We start from the raw sequence: 21,868 nt of genomic DNA on the forward strand, positions 1-21,868 counted from the left end.
CGCCGCACCGCGGTCCAGCCTGTTGTGGAGAAGGGCCCCTTGAGCGACCTCGACCCCGCCATGGAACCAAGTCCCCCTGGTAGAAGGCGCGTTCGCCGTGCCGTGGCCGCGGCCGTGGCGCTGGCCGTGCTGGCCGGCGGCGGCGCGCTGCTCGCACTGCGGGACGACGGCGATACCGTCACCGACGCCACGTCCAAGCGGGCCGCGCAGCCGGTCGACGAGGACGAGGCCCAGCGCCGGGCGCGCTCGAGCGGCAAGAAGGTCGAAGTCGCCTCATTGGCCGATGAATTCTCGACCACTTACGCCAATCCTGACGGAACGTTCACCTACACGGTCTCCGTGGCGCCTCTTCGGGCGAAGAACGCCCAGGGGAAATGGGCGCCGGTCGACACCGCTCTGCGCAGGAGCGGAAAAGGCTGGCAGACCGTCAACAGCCCCTATCCGGTGACTTTCTCGGCCGGCGGAAGCGGAGGGAGTTCGGCCCGCAAGGCGGCGGCCCATACCTCTGGTGAAGCCGTGCAGTCGGCGGTGTTCCGCACCGGAAGCGGAATCCGCCCGGTGGCCGACTCCAGCTCCTGGAACCCGCTGCTGACGATGACCGCCGAGGGCCACGAGATCCGGTTCGAGTGGCCGGGCGAACTGCCCGAGCCGGTCGTCGAGGACAACCGGGCGCTGTACGAGGGCGTCCTGCCCGGCGTGGACCTGATGCTGTCCGCCCGGGACACCGGCTTCACCCACGTCCTGGTCGTGCACACCCCGGAGGCCGCGGAGCGGCTCGCCGCCGACCCGCCCCGCTACCGGGTCACCTCCTCCAGTCTCTCCTTCACGCTCGACCCCGGCACCGATGTGCTGATGGCGAAGGACAGCTCCGGCAACGAGATCGCCGTCTCCCCCACACCGTTCCTGTGGGACTCGGCCGGGACGCACGCCACCGAGGACGAGGCGAGCGACGTACAGGCCGAGGCCGCGGCCGGCACCAACGAGGACCCCGAGGTCGTCGAGGAGGCACCGGCGCGCGAGAACCCGGACGACGTGCCGGCCGACGAGGTCCCGAACGAGAACCCGGACGCCTCCAAGAGCAACGCCGACCCCGTCGCCTACGACGGCGTGCCGGCCGCCGCCTCCGGCACCCTCGCCCTGCCCGCCGTGAACGGCCCGGGCGAGGGCGCCCACGCCACCACCGCCGCCGCCTCGTTCGGCGACGACGTGCTGACCATCACCCCGCCCGGGAACTACCTCGCGGACACCGACGGCCTGACCTACCCGCTCTTCCTCGACCCCTCCACCACGGGCATCCGCGCCAACTGGACGACCGTCTACAAGCGGTACCCGAGTTCCAGCTTCTACGACGGCGCGAACTACAACGAGGACACGAAGGAAGCCCGCGTCGGCTTCGAGCGGGAGACCTGGGGCACGGCCCGCTCGTTCTTCCGGATGAAGCTGAAGAACTCCATCAAGGGCGCGGACGTCTCCAGCGCCACCCTGAAGGTCCTGGAGACCCACTCCTGGTCGTGCAGCAAGCGCACGGTGCAGCTGTGGGGCACGGGTGACTTCACTTCCAAGACCTCCTGGAACCGCCAGCCGTCCTGGAAGCGGAAGATCACCTCGAAGTCCTTCGCCTACGGCTGGAAGTCCAACAGCGCCTGCCCGGACGCGTACGTCAACTTCACCGTCACCTCGCTGGCCCAGGACGCCGCCGACGACGGCGTGACCAGCTTCAACCTGGGCCTGGTGGCCTCGACCTCGTCCTCCGCGCCGACGAGTTCGTCCAGCAGCCTGGAGACGGACACGTACTCCTGGAAGAAGTTCAAGGCCGAGGGCGACGGCTCCCCCTCGCTGTCCATCACGTACAACCGGAAGCCGAACACGCCGACCTCCGTCACCATGAGCCCCGGCTCCTGCGACACCTCCACCTCGCCGTACATCAAGGTCGGCAAGGCGGACACCATCACCATCAGCGGCAAGGCCACCGACCCGGACAGCGACCTGGCCAAGCTGGAGTTCCAGCTCTGGCAGACGGGCAAGGCCGACACCACGACGAAGACCTTCACCAAGGCCGTGGACGACGGCGAGGTCGGCGGGATCTCCATCAGGTCGTACCTGACCACCGGGGTCACCTACTCCTGGCGGGTACGCGCCTGGGACGCCAAGGCCAGCAGCGGCTGGGCGCCCACCGGCGGCGACGGCGTGTGCCGGTTCACCTACGACACCGATCTGCCCGACTCCCCCGCCCCGGTCGTCTCGACCGACTTCCCGGGTGACGACGACGGCGACAGCGAACCCGACGTGTGGTCCGCCAAGCCCTTCGGCAACACCGGCAGCTTCACCTTCGCGGTCGGCTCGACCTCCGAGACCGACATCGTGAAGTTCGTCTGGTCCATCAACTCCACCAGCTACGCGGGCTACGCCTGCTCGGGCGGCGCCCAGGGCACCTCGGGCGGTCTCACCAAGTCCTGCACCACGGCCGTCAAGACGGCCACCATCACCGGCATCAAGCCACCGGCCGCCGGCCCCAACACCCTGTACGTGAAGTCGGTGGACTCGGCGGGCAACATCTCGCCCAACGCCCGCAAGTACTTCTTCTACGTCCAGCCGCGCTCGACCGCCGACGGCCCCGGCGACCTGAACGGGGACGGCGACGCCGACTTCGCCCATGTCACCGCCGCCGGAAACCTCTGGATCGACTCGGTGTCGCAGGACGGCACCTGGGTGTCCAGCGCCTTCGGCACCCACGACAAGGGCACCCTGATCAAGGACGGCGGCACCGCCCCGCACATCTGGGACGGCACCAGCACCTACTCCCTGGTCACCCACAACGGCGACTTCGCGCCCGGCGACGGCGTCACCGACTGGGTGGTGCGGACCCCCGAGGGCCGGCTGTTCCTCTACCCCGGCGACGGCTACGGCGCGATCGACGTCAGCAAGCGCGTCGAGATCCGCCTGCCCGCCAACGCGCCGGACCCCGCCACCTTCTCGGAGATCAAGTCGGCGGGCGACATCACCGGCGACGGGCAGCCCGAGCTGTTCGTGGCGGGCGGCGTCGACGGGGCCGAGCTGTGGGTGTTCACCGGCTACAGCGGCGGCACGTTCAGCGAGGCCGTGCAGATGACCACGACCTCGTGGGCGGACAAGGCCCGTGACTTCGTGGCGATCGCCGACTACAACGGCGACGGCGCGGCCGACATGACGTACCGCACGGCGGCCGGCACCCTCGTCCTGCGCAAGGGCATCCTCGACAGCGACGGGGTGGGCACGGTCCTGAAGAGCCTCGGCCAGTCCGGCTGGAGCCTGGACGGCGACGACACCTACGCCGCGACCAGCTTCACGTACACCGCGTACCCGCTGATCTACGGCACCCCGGACGTCACCGGCGACGGCCTCCCGGACATCTGGACGACCAACGCGGCCGGCGCCCTGCTGCTCTACAAGGGCGGTGCCACCAGCCTCGGCACGTCGAGCACGCTGCGGTCCAGCGGCTGGGACACGGTCAGGCAACTGGGCTGACCCCGGGCCCGGTGCGACATGAGTGGAGCGCGGCTCCCGTTCCGACGAACGGGGGCCGCGCTCCTGCTGTGTCAGTGCCAGTACTTCATGTCGATTCCTCCTCCCCCGCTGTCGTGGCCGCAGCCCGCCCCCGCAGCGTGACCTCGAACCGGTCGAGGCCGCGCAGGGTCAGATTGCGCCGGTGGGCTGGTTCCGCGACCGCCCGCGCCTCGGGGTGGTCCCCGGCCAGGGCCGTGAACAGCGATCCGGCCAGCCGGATAGCCAGGGACGCGCCCAGACAGGCGTGGGCCCCGCGCCCGAACCCCAGATGCGGGTTCGGCGCGCGGTCCAGCCGCAGCTCGGTGGGGTGGGCGAAGCGGAGCGGGTCGTGGTTGGCCGCCCCGAGGAACAGCGTGACCGCCTCGCCCGCCCGGACGGTGACGCCCCCGAGGTCGGTGTCGGCGACGCAGACCCGGGCGTCGGCCTGGACCGGTGCGTCGTACCGGATCAACTCGTCGACGGCGGTGGCCACGGGCGCGCCGCGGAAGGCGGCCAGGGCGCCGGGGGTGGTCAGCAGGGCGGCGGCCGCGTTGCCGAGCAGCCGGGACGCCGACTCGTAGCCGGCGTGCAGGACGGCGCGCAGGCTGTTGCGCAGCACGGCCGGATCCACCCCGCTGTCGGCCGCGTGCTCGGCGACGTACGCGAGGAGCCCGTCCTTGGGCGGGTCGGCCAGCCAGCCGCCGGCGTACGCGGCGAGCTCGGCCCGCGCGGCGACGGCGGGCTCGTGTTTCTGCGGCCACAGCCCGGCGTCCATGCCGTCGACGATCGTGCGCGACATCGGCACGAACCAGGCGAGGTCGGGGACGGGTACGCCGAGGAAGGCGGTGATGAACCGGAGCGCGAGCGGTTCGGCCAGTTCGCCGACGAAGTCGAAGGACGGCCGCCGGGCCAGGACGGCGAGCAGATCCCGTGCCTCGAAGTCCATCCGCTCGTGCAGCGCCCGGCGGTCCTGGGCGCGGAAGCCGTCGAGGAGCAGACGGCGGACGGCGGTGTGCTCGGGCGGGTCGAGCGTCTGGACGCTCAGCAGCGGGGCGGGGATGTCCTCGCCCGCGCGCCGCCAGTCGGAGGCGAAACGCGCGCTGTCGGTGAGAACGGCGAGACAGTCGGCGTGGCGCGTGAATACCCAGGAGTCCAGTAATTCATGCCGGAAGACCGGGGTGTTTTCCCGGAGCCGGGCGTAAGCGGAATACGGATTCCGCAAGATCGACGGACGTGCCAATTGCAGGATCGGATCGGTCGGATCCACGAAAGCGACTCCCCCCGCAGCGTCGGCCTCGTGGTGGAGGCCTTCAAATGCTTCCGAGTCGTGCTGTGCGAGGCGCTGAATCGCCGGTGGGCGAGGCGTCTCACCGAGGTATCTCCTGTACTGATCTTCGGTGACCGTACCACGCAACTCGCGTAACTGGTATGACTGTTCGCCTCAGAGATTTCACCGATTCGGGGAGTTGGGGATGTCCGAGCAAGGCCAGACAATCGTCCACGACATGCCGGTCAACGTGGCTCAGCAGCCGAATCCGTACCCGCTCTTCGAGCGAATTCGGGAACACGGGGTCGTTCAGCGCGTGCGGCTGAATCCGGCTCTTGAGGTCTGGATGGTCACCGGTTACGACGAGGCGGTGTCCGCGCTCACCGACCCCCGGCTGAGCAGCAGCCCCGTCCGGGTCACCGGGCTCGCGGAGGAGATGGCCCACCAGGAGCGCACCAATGTGCTGATGGCCAGCATGCTGGTGGCCGACGGCGCCGATCACACGCGGCTGCGCAACCTCGTGTCCAGGGCGTTCACCGCCCGCCGCGTGGAGGCGATGGCACCCCGCATCCAGGCGCACACCGACGCCTTCCTCGACCGGATCGCCTCGCGCGGCACCGCCGACCTGGTGGCGGAGTTCGCCCTTCCGCTGCCGATGGCCGTCCTCGGCGAGCTCATCGGCATCCCCACCGAGAACCAACCGGATTTCGCCAAACTCGCCGTCGGCCTCATCATGCCGCCCAACACACCCGAGCGCCTCGCCAAGGGCGCCCGCGCCCGGGCCGAACTGACCGAGTTCTACGAGCCGTTGCTCGCCGCGCGCAAGGCGGAGCCCCGCGACGACCTGCTCAGCGCGCTGTGTGCCGCGCAGGCCGAGGAGCGCATCTCGGACCGCGAACTCCTCGCGATGGCCATCCTGTTGACCCTCGCCGGCCACGAGACGACGGCCAGTCTGATCGCCAACGGCGTCCACGCCCTGCTCCGCCACCCCGACCAGTGGGCCGCCCTGTGCGCCGACCCGTCCCTGCTGCCCGGGGCGATCGAGGAACTCCTGCGCTACGAGGGCCCAGTGAGCCGGGGCGTGGCCCGCTTCACCGTCGAGGACTTCCAGATCGCGGACGTCACCATCCCGCCGGGCGAGATGATCATCATCGGTCTGGCGGCCGCCAACCGCGACCCGGCCCGCTACGACCGCCCGGACATCCTGGACGTGGCCCGCCGCGAGATCCCCCAGCAGCTCGCCTTCGGCCACGGCGTCCACTTCTGCCTGGGCGCCCCGCTGGCCCGCGCCGAGGCCACCGTCGCCCTCGGCACCCTGCTGCGCCGCTTCCCCGACCTGCACCTGGCCGACCCCGACCTGGACCTGACCCGCCGGGAGGGGATCCTGCGGGGCATGGCGGAACTACCGGTGAGGTTCACGCCACGGGATCCGCGGATGGACGGGTGACCGGAGAAGGCGCCCTGGCGGTCCGTCACAGCCGGGTGCGACCTGCCCGTCGGACCCGACAGCGCCGCCGACCGGTACACCGAACTCGCCACCCCCTGCCACCTCATGACCAATCCCGGCCGACGGGACGACGACGCCCGAGCGGCCTGGCCCGTCGATCCCGGCCGACCGAACGGCGACTCCCAATCGCCCCGGCCGTCCATCCCCGCCGACCGGAGGGCGACGCCCAAGCGGCCCCGCCGTCCATCCCCGCCAACCGGACGGCAAAGCCCAAGCGCCCCCGCCGTCCATCCCCGCCAACCGGAGGGCGAGGCCCGAGTCCCCCCGCCGTCCATCCCCGCCGACCGGACGGCAAAGCCCAAGCACCCCCGCCGTCAATCCCGGCCGACCGGAGGGCGACGCCCGAGTCCCCCGGCCGTCCATCCCCGCCGACCGGACGGCAACGCCCAAGCGCCCCCGCCGTCCATCCCCGCCAACCGAACGGCAACACCCGCGTGACCGCGCCCGTACGCTGCAGGCAGCGCGGCGGGACCCTCTTCGTCGCCACCGTGCCCCGGCTCTCCCCCGGGCCCAGGGAGGAGCCGGACCGTGCCCACCGTGGTGATCACCGGAGCCGGTGGATTCATCGGCCGGTACGTCGTCCGGGAGGCCGAACGCCGGGGTCTCACCCTGCGGCTGACGGCCCATCGCAGCGAGGTGCCCGCGAGCGCGCCGGGCACGACGGTCGTCCGCGCCGATCTGACCGACCCCGCCTCGCTGCGCGGACTGTGCGACGGCGCCGACGCCCTGCTGCACTGCGCCTCGTGGATCGGCGGCCCGGACCAGCTGTGCGTGGCGGTCAACGCCCGTGGCACGGCCGCGCTCGTGGCCGAGGCCCGCCGGACCGGCGTCGCCCGGGTCGTCCACCTCAGCACCGCCGCCGTGTACGGGCGCGGCACCTTCCGGCGGGCCCGCCCGCAGGACCTGGACCGCGCGCCGGCCGCCTGTACGACGTACGCGACCTGGACGACCTGTGCGACGACTGTGACGTAGCTCACCGGAACTCGCCCGCGCCGACCGCCAGTTCAAGACGTGACCACAGATATGCGAACCCGGGTGCGAGCCGGAGATCCGGACGCCTTCGCGGAACTCTTCGACGAGTGTGCCCGCGCGGTGTACAACCACGCCTTCCGGCTGACCGCCGACTGGTCCGCGGCCGAGGACGTCATGTCGACCACGTTCATGGAGGCGTGGCGGCGCCGTGCCTCCGTCGAGGCCGAAGGGGACTCACTGCGGCCGTGGTTGCTGGGCATCGCGACCAACGTCGCCCGCTCCCACTACCGCAGCAACCGCCGCTACCGCACCGCGGCAAGCGCCGCGGCCGCCGCGCACGCCGCGGAGGAGCAGGTCGAGGACCACGCCGAGGAGACCGCCGGACGCGTGGACGACCGGCGCCGGATCAACGCCACGCTGGCCGCCCTCAGCCTGCTCAAGCGCCCCGAGCGCGAGGTCCTGACGCTGTGCCTGTGCGAGGGGATGGAGTACGCCGAGGCCGCCCGTGCCCTGGGCATCCCCGTCGGCACCGTCCGCTCCCGCCTGTCCCGCGCCCGCGGCAAGCTGCGCAAACTCGCCGACGCGGAACTGGTGAGAAAAAAACGGGAACCCACCCCCACGAACCGGCAGATAACAGGTGATCGCGGATACGCGGTCCGGTCCGCACAGGAAGGAAACCGATGAACGCCAGCCCCTCCCACCAGCCCCACCCGGCTGAGTGGACGGAGACGCAGAGTCTGCTGCCCTCCGCCGAGCGGGATCTGCCGGCGGGCCGCCACCAGTTCCACAAGGAGCAGATGATGGCCCGGATCCACGAAGACCTCCGCACCCCCCGCACCGCCCCCGTCGCGCCCCCGAAGCGGCCCAACCCGTTCCTGCGCCGTGCGGTCCTGCTGCCCGCCGCGGCCTTCGCCCTGGCCGGCGCGGTCGTGGGCGGCCTCGCCCTCACCGGCGGTGGGGCGCAGGGCGGCAAGACCGCCCTGGCCACCGGCCCCGCGCTGACCACGCAGGTCGGCGTCGCCGACGCCAAGGGCGCCCCCCAGCTCCTCGGCCGCATCTCCCTGGCCGCCGCCGACACCTCCGCGCCCACGCCGCGCAAGGGCCAGTACGTCTACATCGCCTCGAAGGTGGCCGACACCTACGTCAAGGACGACGGCGGGGCCAAGGTGGTCAGCGACGAGCTGCACACCCGTCAGGTCTGGGAGGACCTCGACGGCAAGGACGGCTGGCTGATCGAAGCGGGCGCGACGAGCGACGAGGGCATGACCCTGGCGAGCGACGTCTCGAAGACCGGGGCCTACAACGCCCTGGTCGAGCTGCCGACCGACCCCGACGCGCTGCTGCGGCAGATCTACCGGGACTCGGACGCCGTACGGGACCCCGAAGTCCCGCGTGACCAGGCCGCCTTCGTCGCGATCGGCGATCTGCTGACCGAGAGTTTCCCGCCCGCCGAGGTCAGCGCCGCCCTCTACAAGGCCGCCGCCAAGATCCCCGGCGTCGTCGCGGTGAACGACGCGGTCGACGCCACGGGCCGGCACGGGATCGCGATCGCCCGGGAGAACGACGCCGACGGTCAGCGCACCGAGTGGATCTTCGACAAGAAGACCCTGGAATTCCTCGGCAGCCGTGATGTGGTGGTCAAGAAGATGGCGGACAGCCCGTTCGAGGTCGGTACCGTCAGGCACACCAGCGCGATCACGGAGCGCGCGTTCGTCGACGCCGCCAAGCGGGTCCCCGGACAGGCGAGCTGAATGCGCGACAGAACGACGGGCGCCTCGCTGGCCGCGCTGCTGGTGGCGGGCCTGATGACGGGCGTCTCGGTGGCGGCCACGGGCTCCGGCCTCGGCGTGCGGACAGTCGACACGGCCGCGGTCGCGGGGCCCGGCTCCGGCCTCGGCGCGCGGGCCACGGGCTCCGCCTCCCCGGCCGACCGGTACGTCACCCTCCTCACCGGTGACCGGGTCCGGCTGGACGCTCGGGGCCGGGTGACGGGGGTACGGCAGGCGGCGGGCCGTGAGCACGTCCCGGTGTCCGTGCGCGGGGTCGGCGGCGACCAGTACGTCGTCCCCGCCGACGCAGCCGCCCTGATCGGCCAAGGCGTCCTGGACAAACGGCTGTTCGACGTCAGCGGCCTGATACGCGCCGGATACGACGACACCCGGCGCGGCACGCTCCCACTGATCGTGTCGTACGAGGGGAAGCCCGCGCAGCGCAGGAGCACCCAGAAGTCGCTGGTCGCGGACGCGGACGCCACCGTACGCCGGGAGTTGCCCAGCGTGGCCGGCGCCGCGCTCACCGTGCCCAAGGCCGGGGCCGACGACGCCTGGCGGGCCCTCACGGCGGAGCAGGGGGTCGCGCGGGTCTGGCTGGACGGCCGGTTCAAGGCGCGGGCGGGCGAAGGCGGGGCGGACGAGACGGAGGAGACTGACGACGCGGCCGGCGGGGAGGCCGGTGACGGCGTCGGGCGGATCGGCGCGCCGGCCGCCTGGGCCGCCGGATACGACGGCGAGGGCGTCAAGGTCGCCGTCCTGGACACCGGCATCGACACCACGCACCCGGACCTCGCCTCGGCGGTGACGGCGTCGAAGGACTTCAGCGGCACCGGCAGCACCGACGACATGGCCGGCCACGGCACGCATGTCGCGGCGACGCTGGCGGGCTCGGGCGCTCGGTCCGGCGGCCGGTACAAGGGCGTCGCGCCCGGTGCCGAGCTCCTCAACGCCAAGGTGCTGGACGACAACGGCGAGGGCAGCGACTCCAGCGTCATCGCCGGCCTGGAGTGGGCCGCCGCGCAGGGCGCCAGGGTGGCCAACCTCAGCCTCGGCCAGGCCGACACCCCGGGCGAGGACCCGGTCGAGGCGGCCGTGAACGCCCTCTCCGGGAGCACCGGCATGCTCACCGTCGCCGCGGCCGGCAACGAGGGCCCCGGCGCGGGGACCCTCGGCTCCCCGGGGTCCGCGGAGTCGGCGCTCACCGTGGGGGCCGTCGACGGCGAGGACCGTGTCGCCGAGTTCTCCAGCACCGGCCCGACCGCCGACGGCGCGCTGAAACCGGACCTCACGGCGCCCGGCGTGGACATCGTCTCGGCGAAGGCGGCGCACGGCTCCATGGGCGATCCCGCGGCCGACGGCTATGTCTCCCTGTCCGGTACGTCGATGGCGACACCGCATGTCGCCGGGGCGGCCGCGATCCTGGCCCAGCGGCACCCCGACTGGACGGGCGCGCGGATCAAACAGGCGCTCACCGCGTCCACCACCCCGACCACCGGCGCGACCGGCTACCAGCAGGGGACGGGCCGGGTCGACGTGTCCCGGGCACTGGGCCGGACCGTGGTGAGCGAACAGACCTCCGTGTCCTTCGGCAAGCAGCTGTGGCCGCACACCGACGACCGGCCGGTGACCGAGCGCGTCACCTACCGCAATGACGGCGAGGGTCCCGTCACCCTGGACCTGACGGCCGGCGCGACCGGCCCCGGCGGCAGGACGGCGCCCGAGGCCATGTTCACGCTGAGCACCTCACGGCTCACCGTCCCGGCGGGCGGCACCGCGAGCGTCGACCTCACCGCGGACACCCGGGTCGACGCGGCGGACGGCGCGTACTCGGGCACGGTGGTCGCCACCGCGCGGGACGGCGCCGGCGGCACGGCCGGCCCGACCGCCGTACGGACCGCCTTCGGCGTCGTACGCGAGGTGGAGACGTACGACCTCACCCTGAAGTTCCTCGACCGCGGCGGCAGGCCCGTGAGCGCGCCGCTGACCGAGATCCTCGGGTACTCGGGCGCGTACTGGACCACGAGCCTGGGGGACTCCGAGCAGATCTCCAAGGGCGTCTACCGGGTGCGGGTCCCGCGCGGCGACTACGTCGTGAACACGGTGATGGCGGACGCCAAGGGCACCTCCGCGCTGGTCCGGCCGAGGCTCTCGCTGACCGCGAACACCACGGTCGTCCTCGACGCGCGCGGGGCGAAACCGGTCGCGATCACCGCGCCACGGGGCACCAAGCCGTCCGACGGCTGGCTCAACCTCGCGGTGAGCACCGGGGACAAGGGCACGGGAGGCGAGGCACACAACACCACCCTGTTCCTGGAATCGTTCAAGAACCTGCGCACCGCGACCCTGGGGCCGCCCGCCCCGCCCGACAGGCTCGGCACACAGCTCGGCGGCCTGTGGCAGCAGGGCAGCACCACCTACCACCTGCTCTACGACCTGCCCGACCGCTTCCCCACCGGCTACCGGCACACCGCGCGACCGAGCGAACTGGCCCTGCTGAAGCGGACCATCGGCTCGTCCGTCGCCCACCGCAAGGGCATCGTCAACGTCATGTGGAGCGGCCCCACCCTGTCACTGGGCACGGTGAGCGCCCCCTTCCCCCTGCCGACGACCGCGAAGATCTACGTCACCACGCCCAAGGGCTTCAAATGGACGGCCGACCTCGGCCAGCTCAGCCCGTCCGGGGACGGTGAGGACGTCTTCTACGGCGCGGAGGGCCCGAAGTCGTACCGGGCGGGCCGGACGTACGCGGACACGTACAACGTCGGTGTCTTCAGCCCGCTGACCGGCGGCCGGTACGGCGCGCGGCGCGCCGGCGACACCCTCGACCTGTGCGTCCCCGATCTCGCCGACGGGGCGGGGCACCCCGCCTCCTCCGTGGCCGAACGGCACACCAGGGTCACCGCGAACGGCCGCGCCCTGCTCGACGACGACGGCGACCTCTGCCGGACCGTGGAGAACCTCCCGTCCACCACGGCCCGCTACACGATCCGAACGACCCTGACCCGCCCGGCGGGCGTGGCCACGACCACGAGCCGCCTTACGGCTAGCTGGTCGTTCACCTCCCACCCCACCGACTCCACCCCCCTCCCCCTCTCCACGGTCCGCTTCCACCCGAAGCTGACCCCGACCGGCACGGCCCTCGCAGGCCGCCGTACCACGATCCCCCTCTCCCTCCAGGGCCCGGCCGCCACCCACCTCACATCCCTGACGGTGAAGGTCTCCTACGACACCGGCAAGACCTGGTCCACCACCCCGGTGACCACCGCCCACGGCAAGAGGACCCTCACCCTGATCCACCCACGAGACGCCCGCTCGGTCTCCTTCACCTCCACGCTGACCGACACCGACGGCAACAGATACGAGGTGACGATCCTGAGGGCATACCTCCTGACCTGAGGGTTCAGCCCGCGAAGGCGATCCCGGCGAGAACCGCGAGAACGGCTGGGCGAAGGATCAGCTGGGGGGCCGGCGCGGTGGCCGCACTCAACTGCCGGCGGCGGAGCCCGAGCGCACGGACGCCGGCGAGCACGCTGATGATGCCCGTGATCAGGTACGACACGATGTCGGAGTGACCGGGAGCACGCAGCCGGAAGCATCCCGGCCGCTGGAACGCCACCGACGCCACCATCTCGTGGGTGATTCATCCAGGTCACCCAGATCCACCATGATCTTGATGGCCTTGTTTCCCACGGCCGCATTGACCTCGTTCGCCCACCGCGGCAAGCCGCCGCCGTCCGGGTGCTTGTACTTGTACGCGTCGCCGCCAGTACGACCGTGTCACCGGCGGCAAGGCGTCCGCGCACCCTCGGACGATCCGTTCCCCAGGCCCGGCGGGCGGGCCTGGGGAACGAGGGGGTCACTTCGCCAGGAAGGCGAGGAGCGCGGTGTTGACCTCCTCCGCGTGGGTCCACAGCAGTCCGTGCGGGGCGCCCTCGATCTCGACGTAGTCCGCGGACGGCAGGGCCTTGTGGAAGGGCCGTGCCGTTCCCTCGACGGGCAGGATGCGGTCGCCCGTGCCGTGCAGGATCAGGGCGGGCACGTCGACAGCCGGGATGTCGGCACGGAAGTCGGTGTACCAGGTCGACGGCGCGGCAGCGGCGGCGAAGAAGCCGCCGCCCGCGGCGACGTCCCAGCTGCGGCGGACGGCTTCCTCGCTGATCCGGGTGCCCAGGTTCTCGTCCAGGTTGTAGAAGTCCTGGTAGAAGGCGGTGTAGTAGGCGTAGCGGTCCGCCTTGACGGCCGCGACGACGCCGTCGAAGAACTCCTTCGGGGCGACTCCGTCCGGGTTGTCGTCGCTCTTGAGCAGGCAGGGTTCCAGCGACGCGAGGAAGGCGACCTTGGCGACCCGGGCGGTGCCGTGGCGGGACACGTACCGGGCGACCTCGCCGGTGCCCATCGAGAAGCCGACCAGGACGGCGTCGGTCAGGTCGAGGGTCTCCATCACGGTGTTGAGGTCGGCGGCGAAGGTGTCGTAGTCGTAGCCGGTGGTGGGCTGGCTGGACTGTCCGAAGCCGCGGCGGTCGTAGGTGATGACGCGGTAGCCGGCCTCGAGCAGCACGGCGCTCTGCCGCTCCCAGGAGTGGCCGTCGAGCGGGAAGCCGTGGATGAGGACGACCGGCTGCCCGGTTCCGTGGTCCTCGTAGTAGAGGTCGATGGTGGTGGAGTTCTCCTGGCCCACTGTGATGTACGGCAAAGTCTCGTTTCCTTCGTCCGAAGCGACTGGCCGCGCTGCACGGACGGCATCGGCGCATCGGCAGCCGTCGTCCGGCCGTTCGCGGCAGGGATGGCATCACGCTAGGGCGCGCGTAGCGACGCCGGTTGCCCTCGAGCGCACCACCTCTGGCCTGGAAGTGCCCTGAAGGGACGTGTCCCGGCCCGCTGCCGCGCAAGGCCCGGGGTGTGGCGCAAGCCCTGTCGACCGGGGCTCATTCCCTCGCCAGCAGTTGTGCCGGGGCGATGCGGGACATGGCGCTGATCGGGATGGAGAGCACACCGCAGACCAGGCCGACACCGGCCAGGGCCGCCAGGAGCGCCGCGCCGGTCATGGTCAGCAGCCGTCCCTCCCACAGCCCCTGACCGATCATCAGGACGGTGGCCAGTCCGGCGACGGCTCCGGTGAGGCCGCCCAGGAGGGCTAGGCCGGCGCCCTCGTACAGGGCGAGGCGGCCGAGTTCGCGCCGCGACCAGCCGGTGGCGCCGAGCACGGCGAGGTCGGCGGCCCGCTCCCGCTGGGAGAGGACCAGGACGTCCACGGCGCCGGCCGCGCCGAGCAGCAGCGACAGCGCCACGCTGACGTAGTCGGCGGTACGGGCCTGGGCGACGACGGCGTTGCCGAGGAGCGAGCCGGCCACCTCCCCGCGGAAGGCGAGGGTGAGGGAGAGCAGCACGGTGAACGCGGCCACGCCGAGCGCCAGACCGGCCGCGCCGAGCACGGTCCGGCCGGGGGCGCGCAGCAGGTTGCGCAGCGCGAGGCCGACGACCGAGCGGACGGCGACCGCCCGGCGGACTCCGGTGACCGGGGGTGTGACCGCGTCCAGCGGCTGCACCCGGGTCGCCCGCCAGGCGGGCAGCACGCCCGCGGTCAGCGCGAGCAGCAGGGAGACGGGCAGGACGAGGGCCGCCTTGGCCACCGAGGTGGGCAGGCCGATGAGGGCGCCCAGGCCGTAGGCGAGGAGGGCGCCGAGGGTGCCCGCGGCGAGTCCGATCACCGCGAGTTCGCCGAGGATCAGCCGGAGGATCTCCGGCGCGCTCCAGCCGACGCAGCGCAGGGTGCCGATCTCGGTGCGGCGTGAGCGTACGGAGGCCAGCGCGGCCTGGGCGAGGAAGAGTCCGCAGACCACCAGGACCAGCCCGAACAGCACCGCGCTCTTGGTGTCCACGGCCCGCAGGATCCGCAGGGCGACGCCCTTGGCGACCCAGTACTCGGTGACCTTGACGTCCCTCGGCAGGGTCACCGTCTGCGGTGCGGGCGAGCTGCCGACGGTGACGTCCACCTGGAGCTTCGGATAGGCGGTACGGATCTGTCCGGCGACGGAGTTGACGCGGGCGCGGGAGGCGGGGTCGACGCCGGTGACACCGGCCACCCGGATGCGGACGGCGCTGACGGGTGCCTTCTCCTGGGCGGTGGGTTTTCTGCGGCTGTGGGTGATGACGGAGAGCGAGTCGAGGGTGGTGAGCAGGGTGGGGGGCGGGCTGAGGTAGCCGCCGAGGTTGCGGTCGGGGCGCAGCGGTTCGTCACCGAGGGCGGCCCGGGAGGCCGCGTCGGCGCCGGTGACCTGCGGGAACCGGTAGGTCTCCAGGGGGACCTCGGAAAGGGTGGAGAAGCCGCGCAGTCTGTCGGTGTCGTAGCGGCCGACGATGTTCAGGATGGGTGTGGGACCGCGTCCGGCATCCTTGCCTATGCATGTCTTGAAGGCCATGCAGTCGGTGGCGGCGTGGGCAGTGACCTCGCGGAACTGGGTACCGGTGTTCTCTTCGGGGACGTTCTGCGTCAGGCCGTTCTCGTAGGTGGTGGTCCACAGGCCGTTCGGCTGGGCGGGCCGGGTCCGTGCGACGAGACCGTCCCCGGTGTCCTGATAGTCGACGGGACCGGTGGTCCAGTACAGGGGGACCTCGAAGTCGTCGGCGCTCGCTATCGTGCGGAAGCCCGTGCCGAGGTCGGCGGTGGCCCTGCCGACGTCCGGGCCCTTCAGGGCGTTGACGAAGTCGTGGGCCTGTGGGCTGCTCAGCCGTGCGCCGAGGGCGGCCGGGTCGCCGACGTCGAGTCGCTGCACGGTGGCATCGAGGGTGCCGGCGGTGAGGGCGCGGCTGCTGAGGATGACGGGAACCTGCCAGTCGTGCTGTCGTTGGGACTCCACCGGGTTCAGGTCGAAGGAGTCTGGCCCCCAGAAGGGCCGGTCCTTCTCGGTGAGCATCCGGCCCGAGGTGACCGCGCCGCCCAGACCCACCAGCCGGTCCTCGGCGACCGGGTCGATCGCCGAGAGAAGCACCGGGTAGGCGACCGGGATCTGCGCCGTGGCCTTGCCGTCGCCCGGTACGCAGGTCATCCGGGAGCGGGCGTCGGGGGTGAAAGCCGTCTTGGGGACGGGGTTCCACACGAACAGCGGCTGGGGCAGCCGCTCGCCCAGGTTGTCGAACGTGTCCCCGTTCTTGTCCTCGTTGTAGAACCAGCACACCGCGTACTTCTTGTCGCCGTCGATCTCGTGCTGGAGGTCGGGCCAGATGGTCTCGGCCTTGTTCCACTTCTTGTACGTGACGATCGGGTTGCGGGTCAGGTAGACGTACTGGTCGGCCATCGGGTAGCTCCCCAGCCCCGCTTTCAACGTCGGTGTGAGACGCAGGAGTTGGGCGGGCGCGTCGCTGTCGCGGAAGGCGGAGACATCGACGGGGACCGTGCTCTGCACCATGAGGTAGCCGATGTTGGCGACCGGTGCCGCGGTCTCGACGCCGGCGAGGGACTTGATGCGTTCGTACTGGCCGAGGGTGATGCCGCCGAAGACGCCGGACAGGAAGTTGGCCTCGACCAGACCCTGTTCCTTCTCGACGTCCGTGCCGACACCCGGCGGGCGGACCAGGATGTCGTAGGCGGAGCGGGAGCTGTCCTCGACGAGGCCGGTGGTGCGGGCCTGGCTGGTGGTGACCGTCGAGGTGAGCAGGGTGAAGCTGGTGGCGGCGACCAGGATGCCCGAGGCGAGCGCCAGGGCGCGGGAGCGGCGGCGCCACAGCTGGGACAGGATCATGGCGATCACGGGCGCAGCCCTCCGAGGCGGTCGAACACGTCGTCGTCGGGGGCGAGTCGGTCGTCGGCGACGATCCGGCCGTCGTGCAGCCGGACGATCCGGTCGCAGCTCACGGCGACCTCGGGGTCATGGGTGGTGAGCAACAGGGTCATGCCGTAGCGCTCACGCAGGGAGAGCAACAGGTCGATGATCTCCCGGCCGGTCGCGCTGTCGAGGTTGCCGGTCGGCTCGTCCGCGAGCAGCAGGCCCGGACGGTTGATCAACGCCCTGGCTGTCGCGACCCGTTGCTGCTGTCCGCCGGAGAGTTCGGACGGCAGGGCGTCGGCGCGGGCGGCGAGGCCGACGGCCTCCAGGAGTTCCATGGCGCGGGCCCGTCGGTCGAAGTCCACCCGGCGGGGCAGCACGGGCGCGAGGACGTTGTCCAGCACCGTGAGCGCGGGCAGCAGATGGAAGCGCTGGAAGACGAACCCGATCCGGCGTCGGTGAGCGTCCAGTCGGCGTGCCGTCAGCTCCGAGCCGTCGACTTCGATCGTCCCCTCGTCCGGTCGGTCCATGCCGCCGATCAGGTGCAGCACGGTGGACTTCCCCGAGCCCGACGGGCCGGTGACCGCGACCGCCTCGCTGTCACCGATCTCCAGATCGACGCCGTCCAGGGCCACCAGCCCCGGATACCGGCGGGTCACACCCCTCAGCCTCACACTCACTGCCGCTCCTCCTACATTGTGACAATGCAGCGGTACATTGTCACAATCCAGGAGGTGTGTACATTGCCGCTGCACCACGCCGTGCTCGCCCTGCTGACCGAAGGTGAAAGCCACGGTTACGAGCTCAAGGGGCGCTTCGAGGAGGCCATCGGCCCGCAGTGGGGCGGCCTCAACATCGGCCACCTCTACCAGATCCTCGACCGGCTGGTCCGCGACGGCTTCGTCACCCGGTCCCAGGTGGCCCAGCCGGACCGGCCCGACAAGACCCTCTACCGGCTCACCACGGCCGGGCAGGAGGAGGTACGGGACTGGGCCACCAGTGCGTGGGTGCGTACGGGCGGGTTCCGCGACGAGTTGTTCCTCAAGCTGTTCGGTGCCTCCGCGCTCGGCGCCGAGACGCTGGACGCGTTCGTCGCGGCGCAGCGCCGGACCTACCTCTCGGAGCTCGCCGGGCTGACCCGGCTGCGCCGCACCCACACCGGCGACCCGCTGGTGTCCCTCCTCCTGGACGCGGCCATCGGCCACACCAAGGCCGACCTGGAGCTGGTGGAGGGCGCGGCCGAGCGGCTCACGCCGGCGACCGGAGCGCAGGCTGCCGGTGCCGACGAGGGTGCCGCCGGGGTCAACCGCCGTCGCCCGGCCTGAGCGGGCCCACCTGCGGGACCGACGCCTGGCCCGTACCGGAGACCCGGCCGCCGCTCCGGGCCACCTTGATCGACGCCGTTTCGTCGGGCGGGGTGACGAGGACCGCCGCGGGCTCCACGACGCCGGTGACCACCAACCCGGTGAACGTCGGCACCGACCACGCACAGGCGCCGGACGTCGACGTCACCGCCGGCTCCTCCTGGCCGGTGGCCCGCTCGGAATCCGGCGTGACCGCGTCGCCGACACCGTCGACGAAGCCGACCGGGTGTCTCATCGGGTCGGGCACGCTGCTCCTGCCTCGGTTCCGCACGGCGATGCCGATCACGACGCCGCCGCCGTCACATCACTCACTCCGATCACGGGGATGCCCCGCCCGTCACCGGTGCCGGTAGTGCTCCAGTCTCACCGGGTCCCACTCCACGATGTCCAGCACGTCATCGGCGTATCCCTTGGCCGCAGGGCTGTGGGCGTCGAGGTACGCCCGGTAGACGATCCACAGTCCGTCGCGAACGGTCTCCAGACAGCGCGATTCTGGTGGACACGCCCCTGGTCCGCCAAGGCAGCTTCAGTGACGGACGTCGTTTCGGTGGTGGCGGCCTGACGGCGCCCTACGAGAGGTAGGCGGCTGAATCGTTCAGCTTGGCTTTCACCCGTTCCGCGTCCAGGTGCTCGATTTGTTCGTACAGGGTTGCGGAGCGGTCCCAGGCGGATCGGGCGGCGTCCGGGTCGCCGACGGCGTTGTGGGTGTCGCCGAGCCGTTCCCAGGCACCTGCCTCGTCGTACGAGTGGCCGATCCGCGAAAAGATCTCGAGGGCTCGGCGGAAGCAGGTGATCGCCGGTTCGAACTCGCTCAAGTGGTAATGCGCTCTCGCGCAGGCGTACCAGGCGTGAGCCTCGCCGTACTGATTGCCGAGCGTCCGCAGCAGGCGGATCGCCTCCTCGGACCGGGCGATCGCCTCTCTGTGTTCTCCGAGCTCGACATGTACCCAGGCCATGGCGCTGAGCTGAACGCCCTCCGCGATCTGAAGTCCGACGCTCCGGAAAAGACGTATCGCTGCCCCGATGTGGTCCAGCGCCTCGCGGAAGTTTCCCTGGTGGTCCAGAAGCCAGCCCATGGACGCATGCGTAAAGGCCCACTCTGCCGGATCGCCGAGTTCTTCGGCGGCCCGGAATGCCTGATCCAGGTACACACGGGAGGCTTCGTACTGCTCCAGGTCAGCCAGCGCGGAGGCGAGTTTGCGTAGCGTGGTGAGCTCTCCGAGCAGGTTCCCTTCCCGCCGCGCCGCCTCCACACCGGTGCGTTTGACGGCTGCCGAGTCCTGCCACCGTCCCTGCCCATAAAGAAAGTTGTCCATGGAACAGGCCAGTTGCCATGCGTGGGTGAGGAAACCCGTGTTCAGGGCGTGCGTGACGGCAGCTGTCAGCACGCCGCGCTCAGCTGTGAACCAGGCGTTGGCACGGCTGTAGTCGGTGAAGGACTCGGGAAGGGCGTCGAGTTGCGCCGGAGAAAGCTCCAGGAAGTTCCGGTTGGAACTCAGCAACTGATCGGCGGCGTAGGCGGAATGCAGGTAGTGGTCGAACATCCGGTACTGCGCGGCGTGCCGTTCGGCAGGCGTGTCCTCGTCCTCGGTGAGCTCGGCGGCAAACACGCGCAGCAGGTCGTGCATGCCGTAGCGGCCCGGTATCGGTTCGGTGAGGAGGTGGGCGCCCGCGAGTTCGCCGAGGATCGCGCGAGTCCGGCGTGGCGGGAGCGCAGCGAGGGCAGCGGCCGCGTTCGCCGTGATGTCGGATCCGGGATGCAGCGACAGCAGCCGGAACAGGCGGGCGCTGTCGGGTGGCAGGAGGCGGTAGGAGCAGGTGAAGGCGGCGCGGGCGTCGGCGGTTCCGCCGCCCGAGAAGGCGTCGAGACTGCCGTGGGAGTCCCGCAGTTCGGCGGCGATGGCCGCCAGTGGGAAGTTTCGGTGGGTCTGGACGCGGGCGGCCACGATGGCCAGGGCCAGGGGCAGGCGGCCGCAGCGGGCGATGATCTCGTCGGCGGCTTCGGGTTCGGCCGCCAGGCGCTCGGCGCCGGTCCGCAGCGCCAGGGACGAGTGGGCGTCCGTGAGGGACGGCGGTTCCAGGCGCAGCGGATGGGCGCCGGAGGCGATCAGTCCGGGCAGCGCGCTGCGACTGGTGACCAGGGTCAGGCAGCCGGAGGAGGAGGGCAGCAGAGGGAGCACCTGCTGGGGGTCGCAGGCGTTCTCCAGCAGGACGAGGACCCGTCGGCCCGTCAGCAGGCTGCGGTACAGCCCGGCGAGGGCGTCCATGCCGCTCGGGATGCGGCGTGGTGACACCCCGAGCGCCTCGACCATCGCGCTGAGGGCGTCCTCGGGCTTCATCGCCGCACGGGAGGCGTCGAAGCCGCGCAGGTCGACGTGGAACTGGCCGTCGGGGAATCGTTTCGCCACCTCGTGGGCCCAGCGCACCGCCAGCGTGGTCTTGCCCACGCCCGCCATCCCGCTGATGAGGACCGCTGCGGGCGGTCCCGTCGGGGCGGTGACGGCGTGGGTGAACCCTCGCAGGCGGGTGAGTTCGGTGCGTCGTCCTGCGAACACGGCAAGGTCGGGCGGGAGTTGGGCGGGCCGGGCGAGAGCCTCGAACGGCGCCGACTCGGCTGCCGGGTCCTCCTGGCCCTGTGGGGATCGGGATGACTCCAGCTCTTGGCGGAGAACCCGGCCATGGGCTTCGCGCAGCTCCGGCCCGGGAGAGACGCCCAGCTCCTCCTCGAGCCGGCCTCGGATGTCGTCGTACGCCGACAGCGCTTCGGCCTGGAGTCCGGCGGCCGCCGTCGTCATGACGAGCCGGGCGTGCAACGGCTCGTTCAAGGGATCAAGTACGACTGCCCGGCGCACCCACTGCAGGACATCCTCCGCCCGGCCGCACAGCAGCGCCGCGTCGGCCGCCGCCTGCGTGGCCTGCACGAGTTCGCGTCCTACGGCGGTGAACACGACGTGCGCCCTCGCGGATTCGGGGATCCCCATGGCCACCGGCCCGCGCCACTGGCTCAGTCCTTCCGCCAACAGACCGACCGCCACATCGGGCCGGCCGGTGCTCATGGCACGCCGGGCGCGCTGGGTGAGGCCACGGAACCGCAGGAGGTCGACTTCTTCCTCCTGTACGTCCAGCAGGTAGCCGCCGGAGCGGCGGAGCAGCCGACGCCCGGGCGCCCGGGGTGGCAACCCCGGCTCCAGCAGTCGCCGCAGCGAGCCCACATAGCGGCGCACCACGTTCATGGCGCTGGCCGGTGCTTCCTCGCCCCACAGTGTGTCGACGACCTCGCTCGTCCCCACCGGCCGGCCCGCCTGGACCAGCAACAGGCCCAGCAACGCACGCTGCTGAGGAAACCCCAGATCGAGTTCCCTCTCCCCCTGCCACACCCGCAAGGGGCCCAGTATCTCGAACCGCATCACAACATCCACTACGTACTGGGCCACCGTCCCTACTCAGGCAACGGTACTGCCCCACCGGCCTCGGGTGTGAAGGCCGTGTTCCAAGGGGGCAGAGGGCGCCCACCAGCAGCTTCCGTACCCAGCCCAGTGGCTGGAATCGTCGTCGACGCGGAAAGGGACGGAAGCCGGGAGTGTGCCACGTCCTCAGCGGACGGCTGCTCATTCCCTCGCCAGCAGTTGTGCCGGGGCGATGCGGGACATGGCGCTGATCGGGATGGAGAGCACACCGCAGACCAGGCCGACACCGGCCAG

The 21,868-nt window shown here is 71.5% G+C and carries 14 protein-coding genes; 7 read left to right on the plus strand and 7 right to left on the minus strand.

The features are described 5' to 3' along the window. Positions 1–102 precede the first annotated feature (102 nt). Positions 103–3,504, plus strand: coding sequence for an FG-GAP-like repeat-containing protein (locus ABZ464_RS32735; protein WP_359282923.1), 3,402 nt, complete (start codon positions 103–105; stop codon positions 3,502–3,504). A gap of 85 nt (positions 3,505–3,589) precedes the next feature. On the opposite strand, the gene ABZ464_RS32740 is transcribed toward ABZ464_RS32735, so the two are convergent. Beyond that, on the minus strand, positions 3,590–4,789 hold the full coding sequence (locus ABZ464_RS32740; protein WP_359282926.1) for a cytochrome P450: 1,200 nt from the start codon (positions 4,787–4,789) through the stop codon (positions 3,590–3,592). A gap of 205 nt (positions 4,790–4,994) precedes the next feature. Here ABZ464_RS32740 and ABZ464_RS32745 point away from each other — a divergent pair, with 205 nt between their 5' ends. The 5 genes from ABZ464_RS32745 (at position 4,995) to ABZ464_RS32765 (ending at position 12,436) form a co-directional block, all read left to right on the plus strand. Beyond that, positions 4,995–6,236 carry a cytochrome P450 gene (locus ABZ464_RS32745; RefSeq protein WP_359282929.1) on the plus strand — a complete coding sequence of 414 codons (1,242 nt, stop codon included), beginning with the start codon at positions 4,995–4,997 and terminating at the stop codon, positions 6,234–6,236. A 588-nt stretch (positions 6,237–6,824) separates the two neighbouring features. Further along, positions 6,825–7,268 carry an NAD-dependent epimerase/dehydratase family protein gene (locus ABZ464_RS32750; protein ID WP_359282931.1) on the plus strand — a complete coding sequence of 148 codons (444 nt, stop codon included), beginning with the start codon at positions 6,825–6,827 and terminating at the stop codon, positions 7,266–7,268. Positions 7,269–7,307: 39 nt separating this feature from the next. Further along, positions 7,308–7,952, plus strand: coding sequence for an RNA polymerase sigma factor (locus ABZ464_RS32755; protein ID WP_359282934.1), 645 nt, complete (start codon positions 7,308–7,310; stop codon positions 7,950–7,952). After that, positions 7,949–9,019, plus strand: a complete 1,071-nt coding sequence (locus tag ABZ464_RS32760; RefSeq protein ID WP_359282936.1) for a CU044_5270 family protein — start codon at positions 7,949–7,951, stop codon at positions 9,017–9,019. Before ABZ464_RS32755 ends, ABZ464_RS32760 begins: the two co-directional genes overlap by 4 nt. After that, positions 9,020–12,436, plus strand: a complete 3,417-nt coding sequence (locus ABZ464_RS32765; protein ID WP_359282939.1) for a S8 family peptidase — start codon at positions 9,020–9,022, stop codon at positions 12,434–12,436. Positions 12,437–12,440: 4 nt separating this feature from the next. Here ABZ464_RS32765 and ABZ464_RS32770 read toward each other — a convergent pair whose 3' ends face one another. The 4 genes from ABZ464_RS32770 to ABZ464_RS32785 all read right to left on the minus strand — a co-directional run bounded on the left by ABZ464_RS32770 (position 12,441) and on the right by ABZ464_RS32785 (position 17,483). After that, the gene (locus ABZ464_RS32770; protein WP_359282941.1) at positions 12,441–12,656 is read right to left on the minus strand and encodes a hypothetical protein; all 216 of its coding nucleotides are present in this window, start codon (positions 12,654–12,656) and stop codon (positions 12,441–12,443) included. A 240-nt stretch (positions 12,657–12,896) separates the two neighbouring features. Beyond that, the gene (locus tag ABZ464_RS32775) at positions 12,897–13,733 is read right to left on the minus strand and encodes an alpha/beta hydrolase (RefSeq protein WP_359282942.1); all 837 of its coding nucleotides are present in this window, start codon (positions 13,731–13,733) and stop codon (positions 12,897–12,899) included. A 232-nt stretch (positions 13,734–13,965) separates the two neighbouring features. Beyond that, positions 13,966–16,779 (minus strand): ABC transporter permease, encoded by a 2,814-nt coding sequence (locus ABZ464_RS32780; RefSeq protein ID WP_359282973.1) that lies wholly within the window; start codon positions 16,777–16,779, stop codon positions 13,966–13,968. Positions 16,780–16,784: 5 nt separating this feature from the next. Then, complete coding sequence (locus tag ABZ464_RS32785) at positions 16,785–17,483, minus strand: ABC transporter ATP-binding protein (protein WP_359282943.1); 699 nt, start codon at positions 17,481–17,483, stop codon at positions 16,785–16,787. Between the two features lie 54 nt (positions 17,484–17,537). On the opposite strand from ABZ464_RS32785, the gene ABZ464_RS32790 reads away from it, so the two are divergent. Then, positions 17,538–18,128 carry a PadR family transcriptional regulator gene (locus ABZ464_RS32790; protein ID WP_359282946.1) on the plus strand — a complete coding sequence of 197 codons (591 nt, stop codon included), beginning with the start codon at positions 17,538–17,540 and terminating at the stop codon, positions 18,126–18,128. On the opposite strand, the gene ABZ464_RS32795 is transcribed toward ABZ464_RS32790, so the two are convergent. Continuing rightward, the gene (locus tag ABZ464_RS32795) at positions 18,106–18,402 is read right to left on the minus strand and encodes a DUF4232 domain-containing protein (protein WP_359282949.1); all 297 of its coding nucleotides are present in this window, start codon (positions 18,400–18,402) and stop codon (positions 18,106–18,108) included. The genes ABZ464_RS32790 and ABZ464_RS32795 overlap by 23 nt on opposite strands. 334 nt (positions 18,403–18,736) lie before the next feature. After that, positions 18,737–21,574 carry a BTAD domain-containing putative transcriptional regulator gene (locus tag ABZ464_RS32800; RefSeq protein WP_359282952.1) on the minus strand — a complete coding sequence of 946 codons (2,838 nt, stop codon included), beginning with the start codon at positions 21,572–21,574 and terminating at the stop codon, positions 18,737–18,739. Between the last annotated feature and the right edge of the window lie 294 nt (positions 21,575–21,868).

Origin of the sequence: Streptomyces sp. NPDC005820 (assembly GCF_040630255.1) — a bacterium.
Lineage (GTDB): Bacteria > Actinomycetota > Actinomycetes > Streptomycetales > Streptomycetaceae > Streptomyces.

Excerpts from the sequence above, each read along its gene's own strand:
- ABZ464_RS32745 (WP_359282929.1), top strand. The coding sequence starts at position 4,995 with ATGTCCGAGCAAGGCCAGACAATCGTCCACGACATGCCGGTCAACGTG.
- ABZ464_RS32760 (WP_359282936.1), top strand. The coding sequence starts at position 7,949 with ATGAACGCCAGCCCCTCCCACCAGCCCCACCCGGCTGAGTGGACGGAG.
- ABZ464_RS32765 (WP_359282939.1), top strand. The coding sequence starts at position 9,020 with ATGCGCGACAGAACGACGGGCGCCTCGCTGGCCGCGCTGCTGGTGGCG.
- ABZ464_RS32780 (WP_359282973.1), bottom strand. The coding sequence starts at position 16,779 with ATGATCCTGTCCCAGCTGTGGCGCCGCCGCTCCCGCGCCCTGGCGCTC.
- ABZ464_RS32795 (WP_359282949.1), bottom strand. The coding sequence starts at position 18,402 with ATGAGACACCCGGTCGGCTTCGTCGACGGTGTCGGCGACGCGGTCACG.
- ABZ464_RS32800 (WP_359282952.1), bottom strand. The coding sequence starts at position 21,574 with ATGCGGTTCGAGATACTGGGCCCCTTGCGGGTGTGGCAGGGGGAGAGG.